The sequence below is a fragment of the Xanthomonas euvesicatoria pv. euvesicatoria genome, from assembly GCF_020880415.1.
Lineage (GTDB): Bacteria > Pseudomonadota > Gammaproteobacteria > Xanthomonadales > Xanthomonadaceae > Xanthomonas > Xanthomonas euvesicatoria.
Map to the genome: position 1 here is coordinate 1 of NZ_JAJIUJ010000015.1, position 16,544 is coordinate 16,544.

General features: G+C 64.1%; 17 protein-coding genes and 2 pseudogenes. 13 read left to right on the forward strand and 6 right to left on the reverse strand.

Going from position 1 to position 16,544, the window contains the following annotated elements; translation table 11 throughout:
- Window positions 1-27: 27 nt before the first annotated feature.
- On the reverse strand, window positions 28-456 hold the full coding sequence (locus LN450_RS01665; RefSeq protein ID WP_039416615.1) for a copper chaperone PCu(A)C: 429 nt from the start codon (window positions 454-456) through the stop codon (window positions 28-30).
- A 65-nt stretch (window positions 457-521) separates the two neighbouring features.
- On the opposite strand from LN450_RS01665, the gene LN450_RS01670 reads away from it, so the two are divergent.
- From LN450_RS01670 to LN450_RS01690, 5 genes and pseudogenes are all read left to right on the forward strand, one after another.
- Window positions 522-1,292, forward strand: coding sequence for an enoyl-CoA hydratase/isomerase family protein (locus tag LN450_RS01670; RefSeq protein ID WP_008574729.1), 771 nt, complete (start codon window positions 522-524; stop codon window positions 1,290-1,292).
- Window positions 1,293-1,361: 69 nt separating this feature from the next.
- Window positions 1,362-2,267, forward strand: a pseudogene (gene tesB / locus LN450_RS01675) (acyl-CoA thioesterase II).
- A gap of 233 nt (window positions 2,268-2,500) precedes the next feature.
- Window positions 2,501-3,013, forward strand: coding sequence for a putative signal transducing protein (locus LN450_RS01680; RefSeq protein WP_011346745.1), 513 nt, complete (start codon window positions 2,501-2,503; stop codon window positions 3,011-3,013).
- 109 nt (window positions 3,014-3,122) lie between these two features.
- Entirely contained in the window at window positions 3,123-4,316 is a 1,194-nt protein-coding gene (locus LN450_RS01685) for an RNA polymerase sigma factor (RefSeq protein ID WP_011346744.1), read from the forward strand.
- Window positions 4,317-4,575: 259 nt separating this feature from the next.
- Window positions 4,576-5,061 carry a hypothetical protein gene (locus LN450_RS01690; RefSeq protein ID WP_008574722.1) on the forward strand — a complete coding sequence of 162 codons (486 nt, stop codon included), beginning with the start codon at window positions 4,576-4,578 and terminating at the stop codon, window positions 5,059-5,061.
- A 166-nt stretch (window positions 5,062-5,227) separates the two neighbouring features.
- On the opposite strand, the gene LN450_RS01695 is transcribed toward LN450_RS01690, so the two are convergent.
- The gene (locus LN450_RS01695; RefSeq protein ID WP_011346743.1) at window positions 5,228-5,818 is read right to left on the reverse strand and encodes an EF-hand domain-containing protein; all 591 of its coding nucleotides are present in this window, start codon (window positions 5,816-5,818) and stop codon (window positions 5,228-5,230) included.
- A 40-nt stretch (window positions 5,819-5,858) separates the two neighbouring features.
- On the opposite strand from LN450_RS01695, the gene LN450_RS01700 reads away from it, so the two are divergent.
- The 4 genes from LN450_RS01700 to LN450_RS01715 all read left to right on the forward strand — a co-directional run bounded on the left by LN450_RS01700 (window position 5,859) and on the right by LN450_RS01715 (window position 10,009).
- Window positions 5,859-6,773, forward strand: coding sequence for an arginyltransferase (locus LN450_RS01700; RefSeq protein WP_039416617.1), 915 nt, complete (start codon window positions 5,859-5,861; stop codon window positions 6,771-6,773).
- On the forward strand, window positions 6,727-8,058 hold the full coding sequence (locus LN450_RS01705; protein WP_011346741.1) for an endonuclease/exonuclease/phosphatase family protein: 1,332 nt from the start codon (window positions 6,727-6,729) through the stop codon (window positions 8,056-8,058). The genes LN450_RS01700 and LN450_RS01705 overlap by 47 nt, the downstream gene beginning before the upstream one ends.
- 255 nt (window positions 8,059-8,313) lie before the next feature.
- Window positions 8,314-8,928, forward strand: coding sequence for a hypothetical protein (locus LN450_RS01710; protein ID WP_011346740.1), 615 nt, complete (start codon window positions 8,314-8,316; stop codon window positions 8,926-8,928).
- A 16-nt stretch (window positions 8,929-8,944) separates the two neighbouring features.
- Window positions 8,945-10,009, forward strand: a complete 1,065-nt coding sequence (locus tag LN450_RS01715) for an XVIPCD domain-containing protein (RefSeq protein WP_372499246.1) — start codon at window positions 8,945-8,947, stop codon at window positions 10,007-10,009.
- A gap of 130 nt (window positions 10,010-10,139) precedes the next feature.
- Here LN450_RS01715 and purT read toward each other — a convergent pair whose 3' ends face one another.
- The gene (gene purT, locus LN450_RS01720) at window positions 10,140-11,342 is read right to left on the reverse strand and encodes a formate-dependent phosphoribosylglycinamide formyltransferase (RefSeq protein ID WP_011346738.1); all 1,203 of its coding nucleotides are present in this window, start codon (window positions 11,340-11,342) and stop codon (window positions 10,140-10,142) included.
- Between the two features lie 283 nt (window positions 11,343-11,625).
- Here purT and LN450_RS01725 point away from each other — a divergent pair.
- From LN450_RS01725 to LN450_RS01740, 4 genes and pseudogenes are all read left to right on the forward strand, one after another.
- Window positions 11,626-12,336, forward strand: a pseudogene (locus LN450_RS01725) (SPFH domain-containing protein); the annotation flags it as partial.
- 156 nt (window positions 12,337-12,492) lie between these two features.
- Entirely contained in the window at window positions 12,493-12,777 is a 285-nt protein-coding gene (locus LN450_RS01730) for a hypothetical protein (protein WP_008574709.1), read from the forward strand.
- The gene (locus LN450_RS01735) at window positions 12,774-12,956 is read left to right on the forward strand and encodes a type II toxin-antitoxin system antitoxin (protein WP_008574708.1); all 183 of its coding nucleotides are present in this window, start codon (window positions 12,774-12,776) and stop codon (window positions 12,954-12,956) included. Before LN450_RS01730 ends, LN450_RS01735 begins: the two co-directional genes overlap by 4 nt.
- Before the next feature lie 126 nt (window positions 12,957-13,082).
- Entirely contained in the window at window positions 13,083-13,880 is a 798-nt protein-coding gene (locus LN450_RS01740; RefSeq protein WP_039418947.1) for a M15 family metallopeptidase, read from the forward strand.
- Between the two features lie 75 nt (window positions 13,881-13,955).
- On the opposite strand, the gene LN450_RS01745 is transcribed toward LN450_RS01740, so the two are convergent.
- From LN450_RS01745 to LN450_RS01755, 3 genes are all read right to left on the reverse strand, one after another.
- Window positions 13,956-14,630, reverse strand: a complete 675-nt coding sequence (locus tag LN450_RS01745) for a DNA-3-methyladenine glycosylase family protein (RefSeq protein WP_011346735.1) — start codon at window positions 14,628-14,630, stop codon at window positions 13,956-13,958.
- 2 nt (window positions 14,631-14,632) lie between these two features.
- Entirely contained in the window at window positions 14,633-15,019 is a 387-nt protein-coding gene (locus LN450_RS01750; RefSeq protein WP_008574702.1) for a DUF423 domain-containing protein, read from the reverse strand.
- An 81-nt stretch (window positions 15,020-15,100) separates the two neighbouring features.
- Window positions 15,101-16,282 (reverse strand): polyketide cyclase, encoded by a 1,182-nt coding sequence (locus LN450_RS01755; RefSeq protein WP_011346734.1) that lies wholly within the window; start codon window positions 16,280-16,282, stop codon window positions 15,101-15,103.
- Between the last annotated feature and the right edge of the window lie 262 nt (window positions 16,283-16,544).

Here is a 16,544-nt window from a genome sequence, read left to right on the forward strand (position 1 = left end):
AGCAAGTGCGCAACAGCCATCAAACACTCAAGACCCGGGCGCGCGCTTGCGTGCTTCCAAGGTGGCCTTGATTTGGCGGCCGTCCTGCAGGGTGAAGCTCACCGGCACCTGCGCGCCTTCCTGCAGTGGCGCATCGGCGTCCATCAACATCAGGTGCAGGCCGCCCGGCGCCAACGGCACCGATTTGCCGGCCGGCAATGCCAGTTCGGGCACCGCGCGCATGCGGCTGACGCCATTGACCTGGGTGGTTTCGTGCAAGGAAACATCGGCAAACACGCTGCTGTTGGCAGCAGTGATCTTCAGCGGCTGCGCACAGCCGTTATGAAATTGCCCGAACCCGGCCGCCATGCCCATGCCACCGGGCGGCGGGATGCGGATCCAGCCATTCTTGAATTCGGGCAGGCATTGCGCCGACACGCCCGCACTTGCCACCAGCGCCAACGCCGCGAGCACCACGCCGGCACACCTAACCCGCCTGCTTCGACTGCCGTCTATCATGACCTGACCTCCAGGAGCCCCGAATGAGCATCCAGATCTTAGACCATGGCCGTCTTCGCGAAATCCGTCTGGCGCGTCCGCCGGTCAATGCGCTGGACAGCGCGTTGTGCCAGGCGTTGAGCGTCGCGGTCCAGCAGGCGGGCGAGGAAGTCGATGGCATCGTGCTGTCGGGCAGCGAGCGGATTTTTTCCGGCGGCATGGATGTGCCGCATCTGCTGGCGCACGGTACCGACCGCGCCGCGCTACTGGCCAGTTGGACCGCGTTCTTCGATGCGGCGCAGGCGCTGGCCAACAGCCGCGTGCCGGTGGTGGCGGCCATCGGCGGGCATGCGCCGGCCGGCGGCTGCGTGCTGGCGCTGTGCTGCGACTACCGGGTGATGGCACGCAGTGCCGATACCGCAAGACCCTATACGATCGGCCTCAACGAGGTGCAGGTTGGCCTTGCTGCGCCAGAGGGGATCCAACGCCTATTGCGCCGCGTGGTGGGCGCGCACCGCGCCGAACGCCTGCTGATCTCCGGGCAACTGCTGCCGGCCGAACAGGCGGTGGCGATCGGGCTGGTGGACGAACTGGTCGATGGCGAGCTGGTCACCGCGCGTGCGGTGGCGTGGCTCCAGGAGCTGCAGCAGCTCCCCCGCCAACCGATGTTGACCACGCGCGCGATTGCGCGTGCCGACCTGCGCGCGGCATTGGCGCCGGAGTTGATCCAGCTGGAGCGTTTCATCGATGGCTGGTACGCGCCGGATGCGCAGGCCGCGCTGCATGGCCTGGTGGCGCGCCTGCAAAAGGCCTGAGCCCTGCCTCGCGGCGCCCATTGGGCGGGCCGGTATACTCGCGTTCCGTCGCATGTCCAGGCCAGCCCCTTGTCCGCCACCGCCGAACCCGTCGTCTCCGAACTGATCAGCCTGCTGTCGCTGGAGCGTCTGGAAGACAACCTGTTCCGTGGCCAGAGCCGCGACATCGGCACCAAATACGTGTTCGGCGGGCAGGTGCTGGGCCAGGCGTTATCGGCAGCGCAGGCCACGGTCGAAAACGGCCGCCAGGCGCATTCGCTGCATGCGTATTTCCTGCGTGCCGGCAATATCGACCACCCCATCGTCTACGACGTCGACCGCACCCGCGATGGCGGCAGTTTCTCGGTGCGCCGGGTTACCGCGATCCAGCATGGCAAGGTGATCTTTTTCTGCGCAGCTTCGTTTCAGGAGCGCGAAGATGGCGCCGAGCATCAGTCGGCGATGCCGGTGGTGCCGCCACCGGAAGACATCGAACCGGCCGCACCGCTGGCACCGGAAGTGTTGGCCAAGCTACCGGCCAAGGTGCAGCGTTGGCTGTCGCGCGGCGGCCCGTTCGAATTTCGCCATGTCTTTCCGCGCGACGAACTCAAGCCGCCCAAGCGTCCGCCGTTCCAGCAGATGTGGCTGCGCCTGAACGATCCCATCGGCGACGATGTGGGCCTGCATCAAGCGCTGCTTGCGTACGCGTCGGATTTTCAGTTGCTCGGTACCTCGACATTTCCGCACGGCATCAGCTATTAGACGCCGAACGTGCAGATGGCCTCGCTCGATCATGCCCTGTGGTTCCATCGCCCATTCCGTACCGACGACTGGCTGCTGTACTCGCTCGACAGCCCCACCGCGCAAGGGTCACGCGGCCTGGCCCGCGGGCAGTTTTTCACCCGCGACGGCGTGCTGGTGGCAAGCACCACGCAGGAAGGCCTGATCCGGGTGGTGCCTGACGGCAGCGCGATTGCCGTGCCGGCCAAGGAGTAGACCTCACGCCGCGACGGTAAGGCACGCTGCTTGATGCCAGCACGCACCCTTGGCCGGGTCGAAGGCAGCCGAGCAACGCGCCCCGCGCACTGCAGACGCCGCAAGCTGGCATGCTTGCCTGCCATGGGCATGCGCATGCGATCACCTGACCACACCACCCGCACCTTGATGTTTCATCTTGAACTGGCGCCTCAACGGTGCCATCTGTTCCGGACCCAACGGCGTTTTCCACCATGCGCAAGATCTTCAGCAGTCAACGTATCGAAACCGCCGAAGGCGTGGCCAATCTGTTGCGCGATGCGGGAATCGAGATCCGCATCAGCAACGGTCGCTCTTATCAGAGCAAGCGCGGCGGCCAGTTCAGCTACCTGGAGCAGAGCAACGCCCAGGCGCAGCCCACCGTCTGGATCGTGCATGCCAACGACCAACCGCGCGCACGCGAGCTGTTGCGCGACGCCCGCCTGCTGGACACCACCCGCCGCGACCTGCCGAATGTGGAATACACCTTCCGCGACGGCGAAAACGGCTCCAGCTCCAGTGCGCGCAGCTGGGCCTGGCGTATCCGCCTGGTGTTGCTGCTGGTGATCGGCGCCGTGGCGATGGTGGTGGTGATGCGCCATCGCAGCGCGCCGACGCAACTGGCACCAGCAGCCCAGCCGGCATCGCAACGGACGCCGACGCCAGATGGCGCACCACCGGCAGCAGAAGACGACGAAGTGCGCGTACGGATCCAGCCGACCCGCTGAATGCAACTGGCCAGCGTGGCCATCCGCTGGTACGACAAGCATGCTCGTCGGCGCGGTCACATCCGTTGCCGGCCTGCGTCATGCTGGCACCAGGACATGGATTGCGCCGATGAACGCCGACACGCTGAATCTGATGTTGCAACGCGACCTGCCCAGCGCCGCGGCTGGCTGCCAGCAGGCTTACGGACGCATCGTGCTTGCCTGCCAGAACACGGTGACTGCGATCGCGCTGGCGATCACCCGCGATCTCGCGGCCAGCGAAGACATTGCCCAGGAGGCCTTCCTGCGTGCTTGGCAGCGGCTGGCGCAACTGCATCAGCCGGCCAGCTTCCTGCCCTGGCTTCGTCAGATCACCCGCAACCTGGCGCGCGACTGGCTGCGCGCCAACCGCCATCGTGCGCTCGGTGGTGGGGCGGCGGAGCTTGCCATCGCGATGGCAGCCGACCCGGCGCCCTCGCCCGCCGACCAGTTGCTGCAGGTGGAAGAAGAGATCGCGGCGCTCGACATCATTTCTGCACTGCCGGAAGAAAGTCGCGAAACGCTGCTGTTGTATTACCGCGAAGGCCAGCGCTCGCAACAGGTTGCCTCGCTGCTTGGACTCAGCGATGCAGCGGTGCGCAAGCGCCTGTCGCGCGCACGTGCCAGCGTACGCAGCGAGCTGCTGCGCCGGTTCGGCGAATTCGCGCGCGGCAGCGCCCCCGGCGTGGCGTTCGCCAGCGCAGTAAGCTCGGCCAGCCTGTTGGGCGCGCCGGGCAAGGCTAGCGCGGCCGTTGTGCTGACGGGCATCGGAGGCGCGGGCAAACTAGGCGCGAGCGGGTTGAGCGGCTCGGCGCTTGGTGGGAGCGGCGCCGCGGGCGCACTCAGCCTCTGGCTCGGCATGCCGGCCCTGTTCGCTGCGTGCGCAGTGCTGGTTGCCGGGATCGGCACCTACTGGTCGTACTGGTACCTGCTGCGCTTCGCACAGAGCGCCAGCGAGGCAGCGGCGATCCGTCGGTTCGTGCACGTCACCACGCTGACCTCGGTGCTGGCGTGCGGCAGCACGCTGGTGCTGAAACACCTGCAGGCGGGCGCATGGGCATCGGTTCTGGCGCTGTGCGCAGGCATGGCGGTGCTCAACTATCAATCCCTGCGCGTCCTGCCACGTGTCATGCGCCCCATGCTCAAGCGCGATGCGCGCAGACGCGGCGTCACCCGGGCACCGCTGTTATACCGCTGCATGTTCAGTCCAGGCGCGATGCTGGTGAGCACTGCGGCTGTCATTGTGCCCGTCGTGCGGCACTACATGCAGTTGGGAATGCTCTGAGCCGACCGGATATCACCGCAGGAGACGATGACACGCCGGTGCGGGCCAAGTGAGCGCAGACGGAGCAACCCTGCGTATGGCAGCCTGGTGGCATGGGCGATGAGAACCGGTTCAGTGCGATGCGCGTGCGGCGGTGAGCCCGTAGCAAGCAACGTCGCATGATCCGAAGTGATGGGTTCGTATCCGACTGTCGCCGTCATCGGGCAGCGCCCGCGCTGCTATAAGCAGGCAGGATTCAACAAGACTACGGAGTCATGAAGTGAAGGCAAGCCTGTTCACCAGTCTGCTGATGATGGTCAGCATGAGCGCGCATGCGGACGGACTCACCAAGTCCCCCGATGGCAAGACGCTATCGGTGAGTTTCGGAGCACCCACCTTCAAGCAGGTGCTTCACTATCGCAAGCTCTACGACAAGAAGCCCTTCCCCGATGCGGAAATCTATTATTTCAGCAACGGCATGTACAAGATCATTTCCCAGGGCGAAAACCATTACGGCGTTTATGTCCTGCAGGGAACGTTCGACGACCAGAGCTACACCATCCGGTTCATTTCCCTGCCCTCGGAAGACTGGGGCAACAAGACCGCGTTCCATCAGCTGACCTTCGTGCGCGGCGACAAGCAGAATGTCTTTATCCAGAACGCCATCGTCGACACCGGCGAAGCGATCGCGCAGCAGAACGGCACCTACACGCTGGAGAAGAACACCGTCTCCAATCCGGTTCCCACGTCCTGGAAGCACGACTGAGCGTTGTAGCCGCGCTCAGCATCTGCCCAAACGCAAGCGCCCTCCCGCCAGGCGGAAGGGCGCGGTCGATCGGCGCCTTGTTACGTACTGCAAATCGCGGGGTGAACTCACCGCTCACCCGAGCGGCACTCGCCGATACGCAGCGAGCGCCGCACTCGGCGATGCCTCAGCGGTTGGCCGCAGGTGCGCTCGCCGGTGCCGGCTTGCCATCGTCGCCGTGCCTGCCCATCCCACCCGGTCCGTGCCCGCCACGCCACTTGGACGCGGCATCGAACTCGGCCTTGCTCAACTTGCCGTCCTTGTCGGTGTCGGCCTTGGCGAACCACGCATCGCGATGCTGCTGCATGCGCAATTCACGGTCGGCACGGTCGACGAATCCGTCCTTGTTGAGATCCATCTGGTCGAAGCGCGCAGCGAACTTGGGGTCGGCCTTGGCTTCTTCGCGGCTGATACGGCCGTCCTTGTTGGTATCGAGCTTGGCCATCCATTCGCCACGTCCGCCGCGCCCCGGGCCACGATGGTGCGGGCGCTCGTCGCGCGACAGCTTGCCGTCCTTGTTGGTGTCCAACGTATCGAACTGCGCGGCCAGCGTCGGATCGGCAGCCGCTTCGCTGCGGTCGATCACGCCATCGCCGTTCTTGTCGAGCTTGGCAGGCCGCGGCGCATCGCCGGGAGCCGGCACGGTGGCGGCGAATGCGGTGCCAGCGGACAGCGCGGCCAGCACGGCCAGGGCGAGAAAGGGTTTGCGTGACGTCATGAGACACTCCTGAAAGATAGGAACCACACGCGGCACCTGCATGGGCCGCATCGCGTGGGTGGTGCGTGCGGATCATCCGTGCGCTGCCACCAACACCCCCATCAACGAGCCATCGATGCGCGCGTTGACGCCCAGGCCGGACGTATTCATCCGGCGGACAGTCGCCGCTGATGCGACGCTCAGGCGCTATCCTTCGGCCATGGCCATCCATGCCGACACCCACGACGACCTGCGCCTGTTCCAGACCGGCGAGCATGCCTGTGGCTATTGGTCCGACCGGCAGGCGCGCGATCTGGTGCTGGATCCGCACGATCCGCGCCTGGGGGCGATCTATCCGCAAGCGCTGGCATGGGGCTTCCGCCGCTCCGGCGACCTGGTCTACCGGCCGCACTGCGAACGGTGCCGTGCCTGTGTGCCGGTACGCATCGCGGTGGCTGCGTTCCACCCGGACCGCAGCCAACGCCGTTGCCTGGCGCGCAACCAGGATCTGGTGGTCCGCGTGGTGGCCGCCGAGCGCACCGACGAACAACTTGCGCTCTATCGCCACTACCTCAAGCACCGACATCCCGGCGGCGGCATGGACGAACATGGCGCCACCGAGTTCGACCAGTTCCTGATCGGCGGCTGGTCGCACGGGCGCTTTCTGGAGATCCGCGAACCAGCCATCGCCCACCTGCCCGGCCGGCTGCTGGCAGTTGCAGTGACCGATGTCACCGGGCATGCGTTGTCGGCGGTCTACACGTTCTACACGCCGGAGGCGGCAGCGCGCAGCCTGGGCACGTTCGCGATCCTGCAGCAGATCCAGTGGGCGCAACGCGAGCGACGCGCGCACCTGTATCTGGGGTACTGGATCGATGGCCACGCGAAGATGAACTACAAGCGCCGCTTCAGTGCACTGGAAGCCTACGATGGTCGCCACTGGCGCGGCTTGCCCGCTCACGCATCGGTCGACTGAACCGCCGGATTGCGACATCGGCGTGTCGCATCCCGCATGCGAGAATCTCGCAATGATCAAACCTTTCCTGCTGCTGACGCTGACCGCCTTGTGCGCGGCCTGCGCCCACCCCGCGCCCTCGCCCAAGATGCAGACCGACACCCTCGCCGCCCGGCCGGCCGCGGCACAGCTGCGCATCGCCACCTACAACACCTCGCTGTATTCGGACGAGGCCGGCGGCCTGATTCGCGAGCTGCAGGGCGATAGCGCACATGCGCGCAAGATTGCTGCGGTCCTGCAGCGCGTGCGCCCGGATCTGGTGCTGCTCAACGAATTCGACTTCGACCCGGAACATCGCGCTGCCGATCTGTTCCAGCAACGCTACCTGCAGGTCGCCCAGCCGGGCGGCGGCGAGGCGTTGCGTTATCCGTACCGCTATCTGGCACCGGTCAACACCGGCGTGCCGAGCGGCCTGGATCTGGACAACAACGGCAGCACCGGCGGCGAAGGCCGCGCGCGTGGCAACGACGCGTGGGGCTACGGGCTGCATCCTGGCCAGTACGGCATGCTGGTGTTGTCGCGCTACCCGATCGATGCGCAGGCGGTGCGAAGCTTCCAGCTGCTGAAGTGGAGCGCGCTACCCGGCGCACTGCGGCCGATCGATCCGGCCAGCAAGACGTCGTACTACAGCGATGCCATCTGGGCACAGCTGCGGCTTTCGTCCAAATCGCATTGGGATGTGCCGGTGCGCACGCCGCTGGGCGTCGTGCATGCGCTGGTGTCGCACCCCACCCCGCCGGTGTTCGACGGTGCCGAGAAACGCAACGCCGCGCGCAACCACGACGAACTGCAGCTGTGGCGCGCGTATCTGGACAACGCACCCGAAAGCCAACGCTGGCTCTGCGACGACAAGGGGGGCTGCGGCGGCCTGGCTGCCGATGCGCGCTTCGTCATCCTGGGCGATCTGAACAACGACCCGGTCGATGGTGCCGGCCGGCATGCGGCGATCCGCGCCTTGATCAACCACCCGCGCGTCCTTCACTACCCCACCCCGCGCAGCGATGGCGGCCCGGAAAAAACCGCCGAATACGCCGCACTGGGCATCGCCCACAGCGGCGACCCGCACCAGGTCACCGGCGACTTCGGCCCGCAAGCCGGCACCATGCGCCTGGATTACGTGCTGCCGTCGCGCCAGTTCACCCTGATCGGCAGCGGCATTTTCTGGCCGGCCAGCAGCGCACCAGAAGCGGCGATTGCCGATGGCAGCGACCACCATGCGGTGTGGGTGGATGTGGCTAGCAACTAAGCAATCGTACCGAGGCTCCGAGATGTCACGCTCTGGGCCTGGTGTCGACGGCTGCTTATAACAGTAAGGCCATACGCTAGAAAGGGAAGATTCAGCGCCCCGAGTCCTAACGCCATGCCGGAAGAGCAGACGACTTTCGGAGGCAACTGAGGCAGTGATCGACAAGGCTCCGAGGGCGCCCCCATTGAATCTGGTGGTCCCGATCCGATCGACAGGCTTACACTCCCTCGCAGACAGGTATCGTGAGCAAGTTGAATGAGACTGCATTTCCACGACGCGCGCGGTTTCCTGCGTACTTTTTTTCTGCCATTGGCGCTCGCGCTTCTTGCGAGCGCGTGCAGCGCAAGCAAGCCACCGTCTTCTGAAAAAGAAGACCTTCTCCTCATTCGGCCATTTCCGGTGGATGCCACCGATGCCCATGTGCGCTTCGAATTCGAAGCAACGCCGAAGAATGTAAATCTCACTCAATCCTACATCGTTGGATTGACTTTGAACCGCAAAGGCGAGCTCGATCCAGTCACTTTCTTAAATAACGGGAAATCTCCGCCACGATATGCGGTCCATGTCGAGGCCTGCAAATGGATCGGGGATCAATGCCAAAAACTACCCACTGAAGACGCGTTTCAAGCGTACATCAAGAAAGAACCAGCTAGACGTAAATTTTTTGAATGGCGGTTCGGAAACGAGGAAAAAAAATACATTGACGTCGCCGCACACACCTCAGATACGAGCAACTGGACCGTTTGCTATTTGCCAATAGACAGCTACGGCCGATACCGCGTCGACGTCTCATCTCAATCAGGAAATCCAGCACTCAAAGACCCGTCTGCGCAAATTTCCGTTCAACGGGAATGGACTTCCTCCAAATAATCAAAAATGAGTTTGAATGGGGCATCTAATGGACAGGCAGCATTACACAGTAACTGTCGTCATTGCCGCGCCCGGGACGCCCCTTTATACAAAGGGAAAGCAACAATTGGTGGATGGTGAACCAGCCACCTCTGGCCCAGGGCACATGTTTTTCGTACTCGACGATGGCAAAAGCAGGCCAGCCAGCTATGGCTTTGCCCCGATCACTCATGGGCAAATGAACGGCCCAGGAAAAATCTATGACACAGATGCAAGCGAATATCACAGGCCAGCATACTCAAGAACCATCGAAATAAGCAAAGAACAATATGAAAAACTCCATAAATTTGGGGAAGAACCAGAAAAATTTGGTTTTGACACGCAATACAGGGACGTACGCAACAATTGCGTCGATTTCACCTGGGCGGCCCTCAATCATGCCGGACTCCATCGAAACAAGAGCATTGATGTAAATGGCTTACTTATTCCAGGAGCCGGGCAACTGCTTCCGGACGTTCGCATCCCTCTGCCGCTAGAAGGGCCTGGAAAAGATGCTTACCGCCCGCTACGCAATATCCACGGTGTAGAGAGCATTGAGGCACCATTTCCTGACAGTCCATTGAACAGGGAAATCCGTAACCCGCTTCCATCGCAAAGGTCTTTGCAGCAGCACATTCTCAGCGAGGAGCGGCACGCGCCATCGTTAAAGGATCCCACGCATCCCGGCTACCAACTGTTTGCACAGGCAAAGGATCACATACAGATACTGGATCGCGAGCACGGACGACAAACGGACGCGCGCAGCGCCAATCTTGCGGGCTGCCTGGCGGTGCAGTCCTGCAAGATGGGAATGGACCGCATCGACGAAGTCAGGCTGAGCGACGATGCCTCGCGCGCATTTGCAGTGCAGAACAATCCTTACTCGGCCGGATCGCACGACCAGCTGCGTGCCCATGTCGATACGGTCGCCGCACTCAATACACCGCTGGAGCAGAGCAGTCAGGAATGGACAAAGGCTGCAGCCGAACGCGGGCAGGCAGAGCAGCATCGGAACTTGCAACAAGAGCAGACGCAGGCACCAGCAGCTCGGACCATGAGCTGACCGCACGAGAGTCGCCAGATGTGCACTCCTGCGCCCGACCTGTTGGCTACTAACTGACTTCTCAGAGCCAGCAACCATAGTCTACGGTGCAGCAACCTTGTCACTGCACCAATGCGAGTCGGCAGGAAACTCAGGCCTGCAGCTGGATCGTCAACGCGGCAGCGGCGACGCGCGCCTTCTCACGCGCCGCATCGATGCTGTCCGCGCGCGCCAGGGTGACGCCGACGCGGCGATGGCCGTCCACCCGGGGTTTGCCGAACAGGCGTAGTGCGGTGTCCGGGTCGCGCAGCGCCTCGGCCACGTTGTCGAACACCGGCACGCCATTGCCGTGCGCCAGCAACGCGCACGATGCCGAGGGGCCGGCCTGACGGATCACGCCGCCGTCCTGCGCGCCCACCGGCAGGCCGAGAATGGCTCGGGCATGCAGCGCGAATTCGCTCAGGTCCTGCGAGACAAGCGTGACCAGACCGGTGTCGTGCGGGCGCGGCGAGACTTCGCTGAACCACACCTCATCGCCCTTGACGAACAACTCCACGCCAAACAGGCCCCAGCCGCCGAGCTCGTCGGTGATGGCCTTGGCGATTTCCTGCGAGCGGCGCAACGCAGCGGCCGACATCGGTTGCGGCTGCCAGCTTTCGCGGTAGTCGCCGTCCTGCTGCCAGTGCCCGATGGGGTCGCAGTACGAGGTGCCACCGGCATGCCGCACGGTGAGCAAGGTAATTTCGTAATCGAAATCGATGAAGCCTTCGACGATGCAGCGACCGGCACCGGCACGCCCGCCGGTCTGCGCATACGCCCACGCCGCATCGATATCGGCCTCGCTACGCAGGGTGCTCTGGCCCTTGCCCGAGGACGACATCACCGGCTTGACCACGCATGGCACCCCCACCGCGGCGATTGCATTGCGATACTCCTCGACGGTATCGACAAAGCGATACGGCGAGGTCGGCAGGCACAGCGTTTCGGCTGCCAGGCGGCGGATGCCTTCGCGGTCCATGGTCAGGCGCGCGGCACGCGCCGTCGGGATGACCTTCTGGCCTTGCTCGCGTTCCAGCGCCACCAGGGTTTCGGTATGGATCGCTTCGATCTCCGGCACGATCAGATGCGGCTGCTCGCTGGCGATCAGCGCGCGCAATGCTGCGGGGTCGAGCATGTCCAGCACATGCGAGCGGTGCGCCACTTGCATCGCCGGTGCATTGGCATAGCGGTCGGCTGCGATCACTTCCACACCGAAACGCTGCAGCTCGATCGCCACTTCCTTGCCCAGTTCGCCCGAGCCCAGCAACAACACGCGGGTGGCGGAAGGCGATAACGGCGTGCCGAAAGTGGTCATGAGCGCGGTCCAGAACGAGAGGGGCCGCCATTCTAACGGTTGCCCACTGCCACGCCGACGAACGGCTGTTGTTTAACTGATATCACATTGATATCTTCTTACCATTCCACAAGGACTCGCGCTCATGAAAGAGAAGCCGATCGGTTCGTTACCCGGCATTCCCGTCGTTCTCGTCGCAGGCGCCGGCCTTGTCGGTACGTCTTGGGTTGTATTGACGATGATGGCCGACAACAGCGTCACGCTGGGCGCGTTCATCGCCGCGGTACTGGTCGCGGCGGCGTGCATTTTCATGCTGGCCGGGCTGTACACGCTGGAGCCCAACCAGGCCGCGGTACTGAGCCTGTTCGGCAAGTACGTCGGCACCGTCAAGGACGCCGGCCTGCGCTGGAATGTGCCGTTCTACGCCAAGCGTCGCGTCAGCCAGCGCGTACGCAATTTCGAAAGCGGGCGACTCAAGGTCAACGAGCTGGATGGCAGTCCGATCGAAATCGCTGCGGTGATCGTATGGCAGGTGCTCGATGCCTCCGAAGCGGTCTACAACGTCGACGACTACGAAAGCTTCGTGCATATCCAGTCCGAAGCGGCGCTGCGTGCGATGGCGACCAGCTATCCGTACGACCAGCACGAAGACGGCCAGATCTCGCTGCGCAGCCATCCGGCCGAAATCAGCGAGCAACTCAAGCGGCATCTGGACGAGCGCCTGACCCAGGCCGGCGTGGACGTGATCGAGGCGCGCATCAGCCACCTCGCCTACGCGCCGGAAATCGCCCAGGCCATGCTGCAGCGCCAGCAGGCCAATGCGGTGATTGCCGCACGCTCGCGCATCGTTGCCGGCGCAGTGGGGATGGTCGAAATGGCGCTGTCGGAGCTGCACAAGAATGGCGTGGTGCAGCTGGACGAAGAGCGCAAGGCGCATATGGTCAGCAACCTGCTTACCGTGTTGTGTTCCGATCGCGGGACCCAACCGGTGGTCAACGCCGGCTCGCTGTATTGAGGGCTGCCGATAAAACACCTGCGCTCACTGCCGCCCGGGCGCAGCCGCGGTTCGGCATCGGCATGCGCCACTCGTACACTGCGCTTGTGGGCGCGCCCTCCACGCCACCTGGCAAGCGCTCGCTTCCGTTGCGTCAGCCACTCCGAGATCGATCTGATGAATATCATGGTGCCCCTGGTGGTTGCGCTTTCCGGCTTGCCCGCGCTTGCCATCGCCGCGTCCATCGGCGCCGACGATGACGACCGTGCACGCGGGCTGGGCCTGCGCTGGGCATTGATCAGCCTGGTGATCCTGGTCGGCGCCGCATGCCTGTACTGGGCTGGCGACAATCGCGCCGGCATCTATGCCGTGGTGATCGGCATGCTCATCGGCGTCAACGCGTTGATCGTGTCGATGGTGATGCACCTGCGCCGTCACGGCGGCCGCAGAGACGGCAAATGAGCGAAAAAAAAGCCTACCCGCTGCGTATCAACGCCGATGTGTTGGCCGCCGTGCAGCGCTGGGCCGACGACGAATTGCGCAGCCTCAATGCGCAGATCGAATACGTGCTGCGCGATGCGTTACGCAAGGCTGGCCGGCTACCGAAACCGCAGGGCGAAAAAGAACAATCCGAAAATTGATCACGCGCCGTCGATCATCCAGACGCGACTGCGCACCGGTGTAGCGGTTCGCCCATCTGGGTCGGTGCGGGTCACAGCGCCTGGCCGGACTGGCAGCGCTCACCAGGCAACCGCTAAGCTGCGTAGATGCATCATCTTCAACGTGTACTCCTCAATACCAGCGCGATCGAGCTGTGGCCGGCCGATCTGCTGCGCGCGCGCGGCAATGCGGATGCGCGTGTGCTGGCACAGGCCGACTGGCTACTGCGGCGCAAACGCGATGGACGCTATCTGGCTGCACATCTTCCGCAGGGTCTGATGCCGCTGATCCCGCGGCTGGCACGCGAGCATGGCCTGGACGAAGCATTGGACCGTCTGCAGACCGCAACCGGCCGCATCGGCCAGGTACGCGACGACACGCTGGCGATCGACGGATTGCAGCGCCGGCTGAGCCAGCTCGGGCTCGCCGCCGACGACTATGTGCAACGGACCGGCCTGCAGTTGATTGCCGAACCGGCCGCACTGCAGTTTGCCGGACGCGATCGCTTCGGCCGCCCGCTATGGCTCAGTGCCGGCGCTGCACGCGCATGGCGACAGATGCGTGCGGCTGCGCTGCGCGCAGACATCGTGATCGATGCGATTTCAGGCTATCGCAGCCACGACTACCAACTGGGCATCTTCGAGCGCAAGTTCGCGCGCGGACTCACCCTGGAACAGGTCCTGACGGTCAACGCAGCGCCGGGTTTCAGCGAACATCACAGCGGCGACGCACTGGATCTGGGCACACCGGGCGAGCCGCCGGCCGAAGAGTCCTTCGAAGCCACGCACGCATTCGCCTGGTTGTGCAGCAACGCACACGCATTCGGCTACCGCCTGAGTTATCCACGCGACAACCCGCATGGCATCGTCTACGAACCGTGGCATTGGCGTTGGTCGGCGGGATGAGCCGGTCGAACGTCATGCGCCACGCAGCGCGGCTGGACAGGACGGCCCGTCGCGTCTGCCCCGCGTGCGTTCGCCCTACTCCTGCGAACGCGGTGTCGGCACCTTGGTCGCCACACTGAAGTCGGCAATCTTCCACAGATAGAACGCGGCATAGGTGCGGTACGGGCCCCACCGTTCGCCGCGTGCGGCCAGTTCGCTAGGGGTGGGCATCTGCTCCTGCTTGTCCACGCGCTGCGCCCCTTTGCGCACGCCCAGGTCGTCGATGGGCAGCAGATCCGGGCGGCCCAAGCGGAACATCAGCATCATTTCCACCGTCCAGCGGCCGATGCCGCGCACCGGCACCAGCGCCTGCACGATGGCGTCCTCGTCCATGAAAGCGAGCCTGCGCAGCGAGGGAATCTCGCCTTCGCGTTCGCGCCGTGCCAGATCGCGCAACGCCAGCGCCTTGTTGCCGGAAACGCCGCAGGCACGCAGCGCTGCATCGTCGATACGATCGAGGGTGTCCGCATGCAGCCGCTGCGCACCGATCGCCACTTCCACCCGCGCCACGATGGTCGACGCCGCCTTGCCGCTGAGTTGCTGGAACAGGATGGCGCGTGCCAGCGCATCGACCGGGTCGAAGGGTTTGTGCCAGCCCGGTTGCGGGGCGATCGGGCCGATGCGCTTCATCCACGCACCCAGCGCGCGATCGCGCCGGGACACATGCGCGAACGCAGCCTCCACATCGAATCCGCGGGCATGGCACGGCATGCTCAGCGCCTCAGCGCACCAATGGCCAGCACCACCCAGCCCAGCATCAGGCCCACTCCGCCGACCGGCGCCAGGGTGGTCGGCCACTGCAGCAACGCGCCCCCGACCAGGCTGCCGGCAAACAGCAACGTGCCGAGCAACAGCAGGTACAAGCCCACCCGGCCCAGCGCGCGCGTTTCGGTGGCGCCCAGCACGGTGAGGACCGCGCCGTGGCCGAATGCGTACAACGACGCCAGCTGCAGCCGCGACTGCACCACCGCATCGGCAACCCCGTGCGAGGCATAGGCCGATAGACCGACGGCAGTGGCCGCCAGCAGGCCGCCGCAGAACGCCAGCAGCGAGGGGTGTTTCTTGCGACGATCAAGCAAAGACATGCAGGCAACTTCCATGGCAGCGCCGCAGCGCAAAAAAAAACGCGCCGCAAGACTGCGGCGCGTTTTCGTCTGGATCAGCTCATCGTGGTGAGACGATTACTTGATGGCCCAGTAGACGTCGTAGGTGCCGTCCTGGGTGAACGACTTGTCCACGCCACCCTTCCACGCTTCGTATGGACGATCGGTCACGTCCATGCCGCTGGTGGCAGCCCAGGCGCGCAGCGAGTTACGCACTGCGTCCAGACCGGCCATGTGGCCTGCGTAGGTCGCAAAGGCCGAACGGTGCGCCGGAACCCGCTGGTACTTCACCGGTGCTTCGGACGGAATGTTGAGCTTCAACTCGTCGCCCGTTGCAGCCACCGGGGTTGCATCGGCGGGTGCCGCGGCAGCCGCGTCGTCCTTCTTGGCATCGGCCTTGGCGGTGTCGGCCTTGGCGTCGGCCTTCGGAGCACCACCAGCGCGCTTGCGCACCGGCTGCACCACGTCGAAGGCGTACTTGTCCGAAGCGAAGTCGGTGGTCACGATGCGCACCGGACCAACCGCCTCAAGGCCGTTGGAATCCATCACGCGCTTGATCCACTCCTGGTTGTCCTTGATCGACTTCTTGATCGTCTCGTTGTCACGATCGATGTTGCCCGCGGTGACGACCAATAGGTCCTCGGCCGGCACATCGACGATCTTGAGGTCGCTCAACACCGGCTTGCCGTCAAGCTCGGCGCGGTAGTCGAAGTTCGGCACGGTGGCCAGCGCAGTCGCCAGACGCGACAGACCCAGCTTCAGGTCGTCGCCCACGTGGCGGCTGACGTACAGGCCGGCATAGCGACCAAACAGGTTCCAGCCGTACTTGACGCTGTAATCCTGGGTGATCTTGACGTTCTTGTTGTTCTTGCCGGTCGGCACCAGGGTGAAATTGGTGACCTTGTCGTAGCCCTTGGTGGGATCTTCGATTGCGATCTCAACACGCTCGTTCTTGACGCTGTTGGTGATCTCCCAGCTGCCGTTGCCGATATAGCCCTCGGTGGAGCTGTATTCGACGCGTGCACCCTTGCCCTCTTCCGGGCCGGCCAGCTTCAGCTGGATCTTCGGGTCACGCAGCACAAGCGGGTTCCAATCCTTGAAACGACGGAAGCTGTTCACGGTGTCGTAAACAATCGTCATCCTGCGGTTGGTCTCAACACTCTCGGACATCTGCCGCTCCGAGGGCAACACCAAGCCCACCACGACAAACAAGCCAGCCACGATCCCCAAGGCGATCAGGAACTCGATAATACGGGTCATTCAGGAGGTCTCCGGGGCCGATCCCACGGCCGGGTTGAGTGAAGCGAAGCCACCATCCTAGCAGGCTTCGAGAAAGATGTTCAGTTGTGCGACGGGTAGCGCGGTCTTGCGGTGTCATTCACCGCGCAACGCAGCGCGTGGGGGATGCGCAATCCCAACCTGCACAAGGGTTTGGGCGGTTGCGCGCCGCTATCATGCACATCACGTGCTGCGTGCGTGTGATGTTGCAGTTGCCAGGCGGCACCGGTCCGCCCGTTTCGCA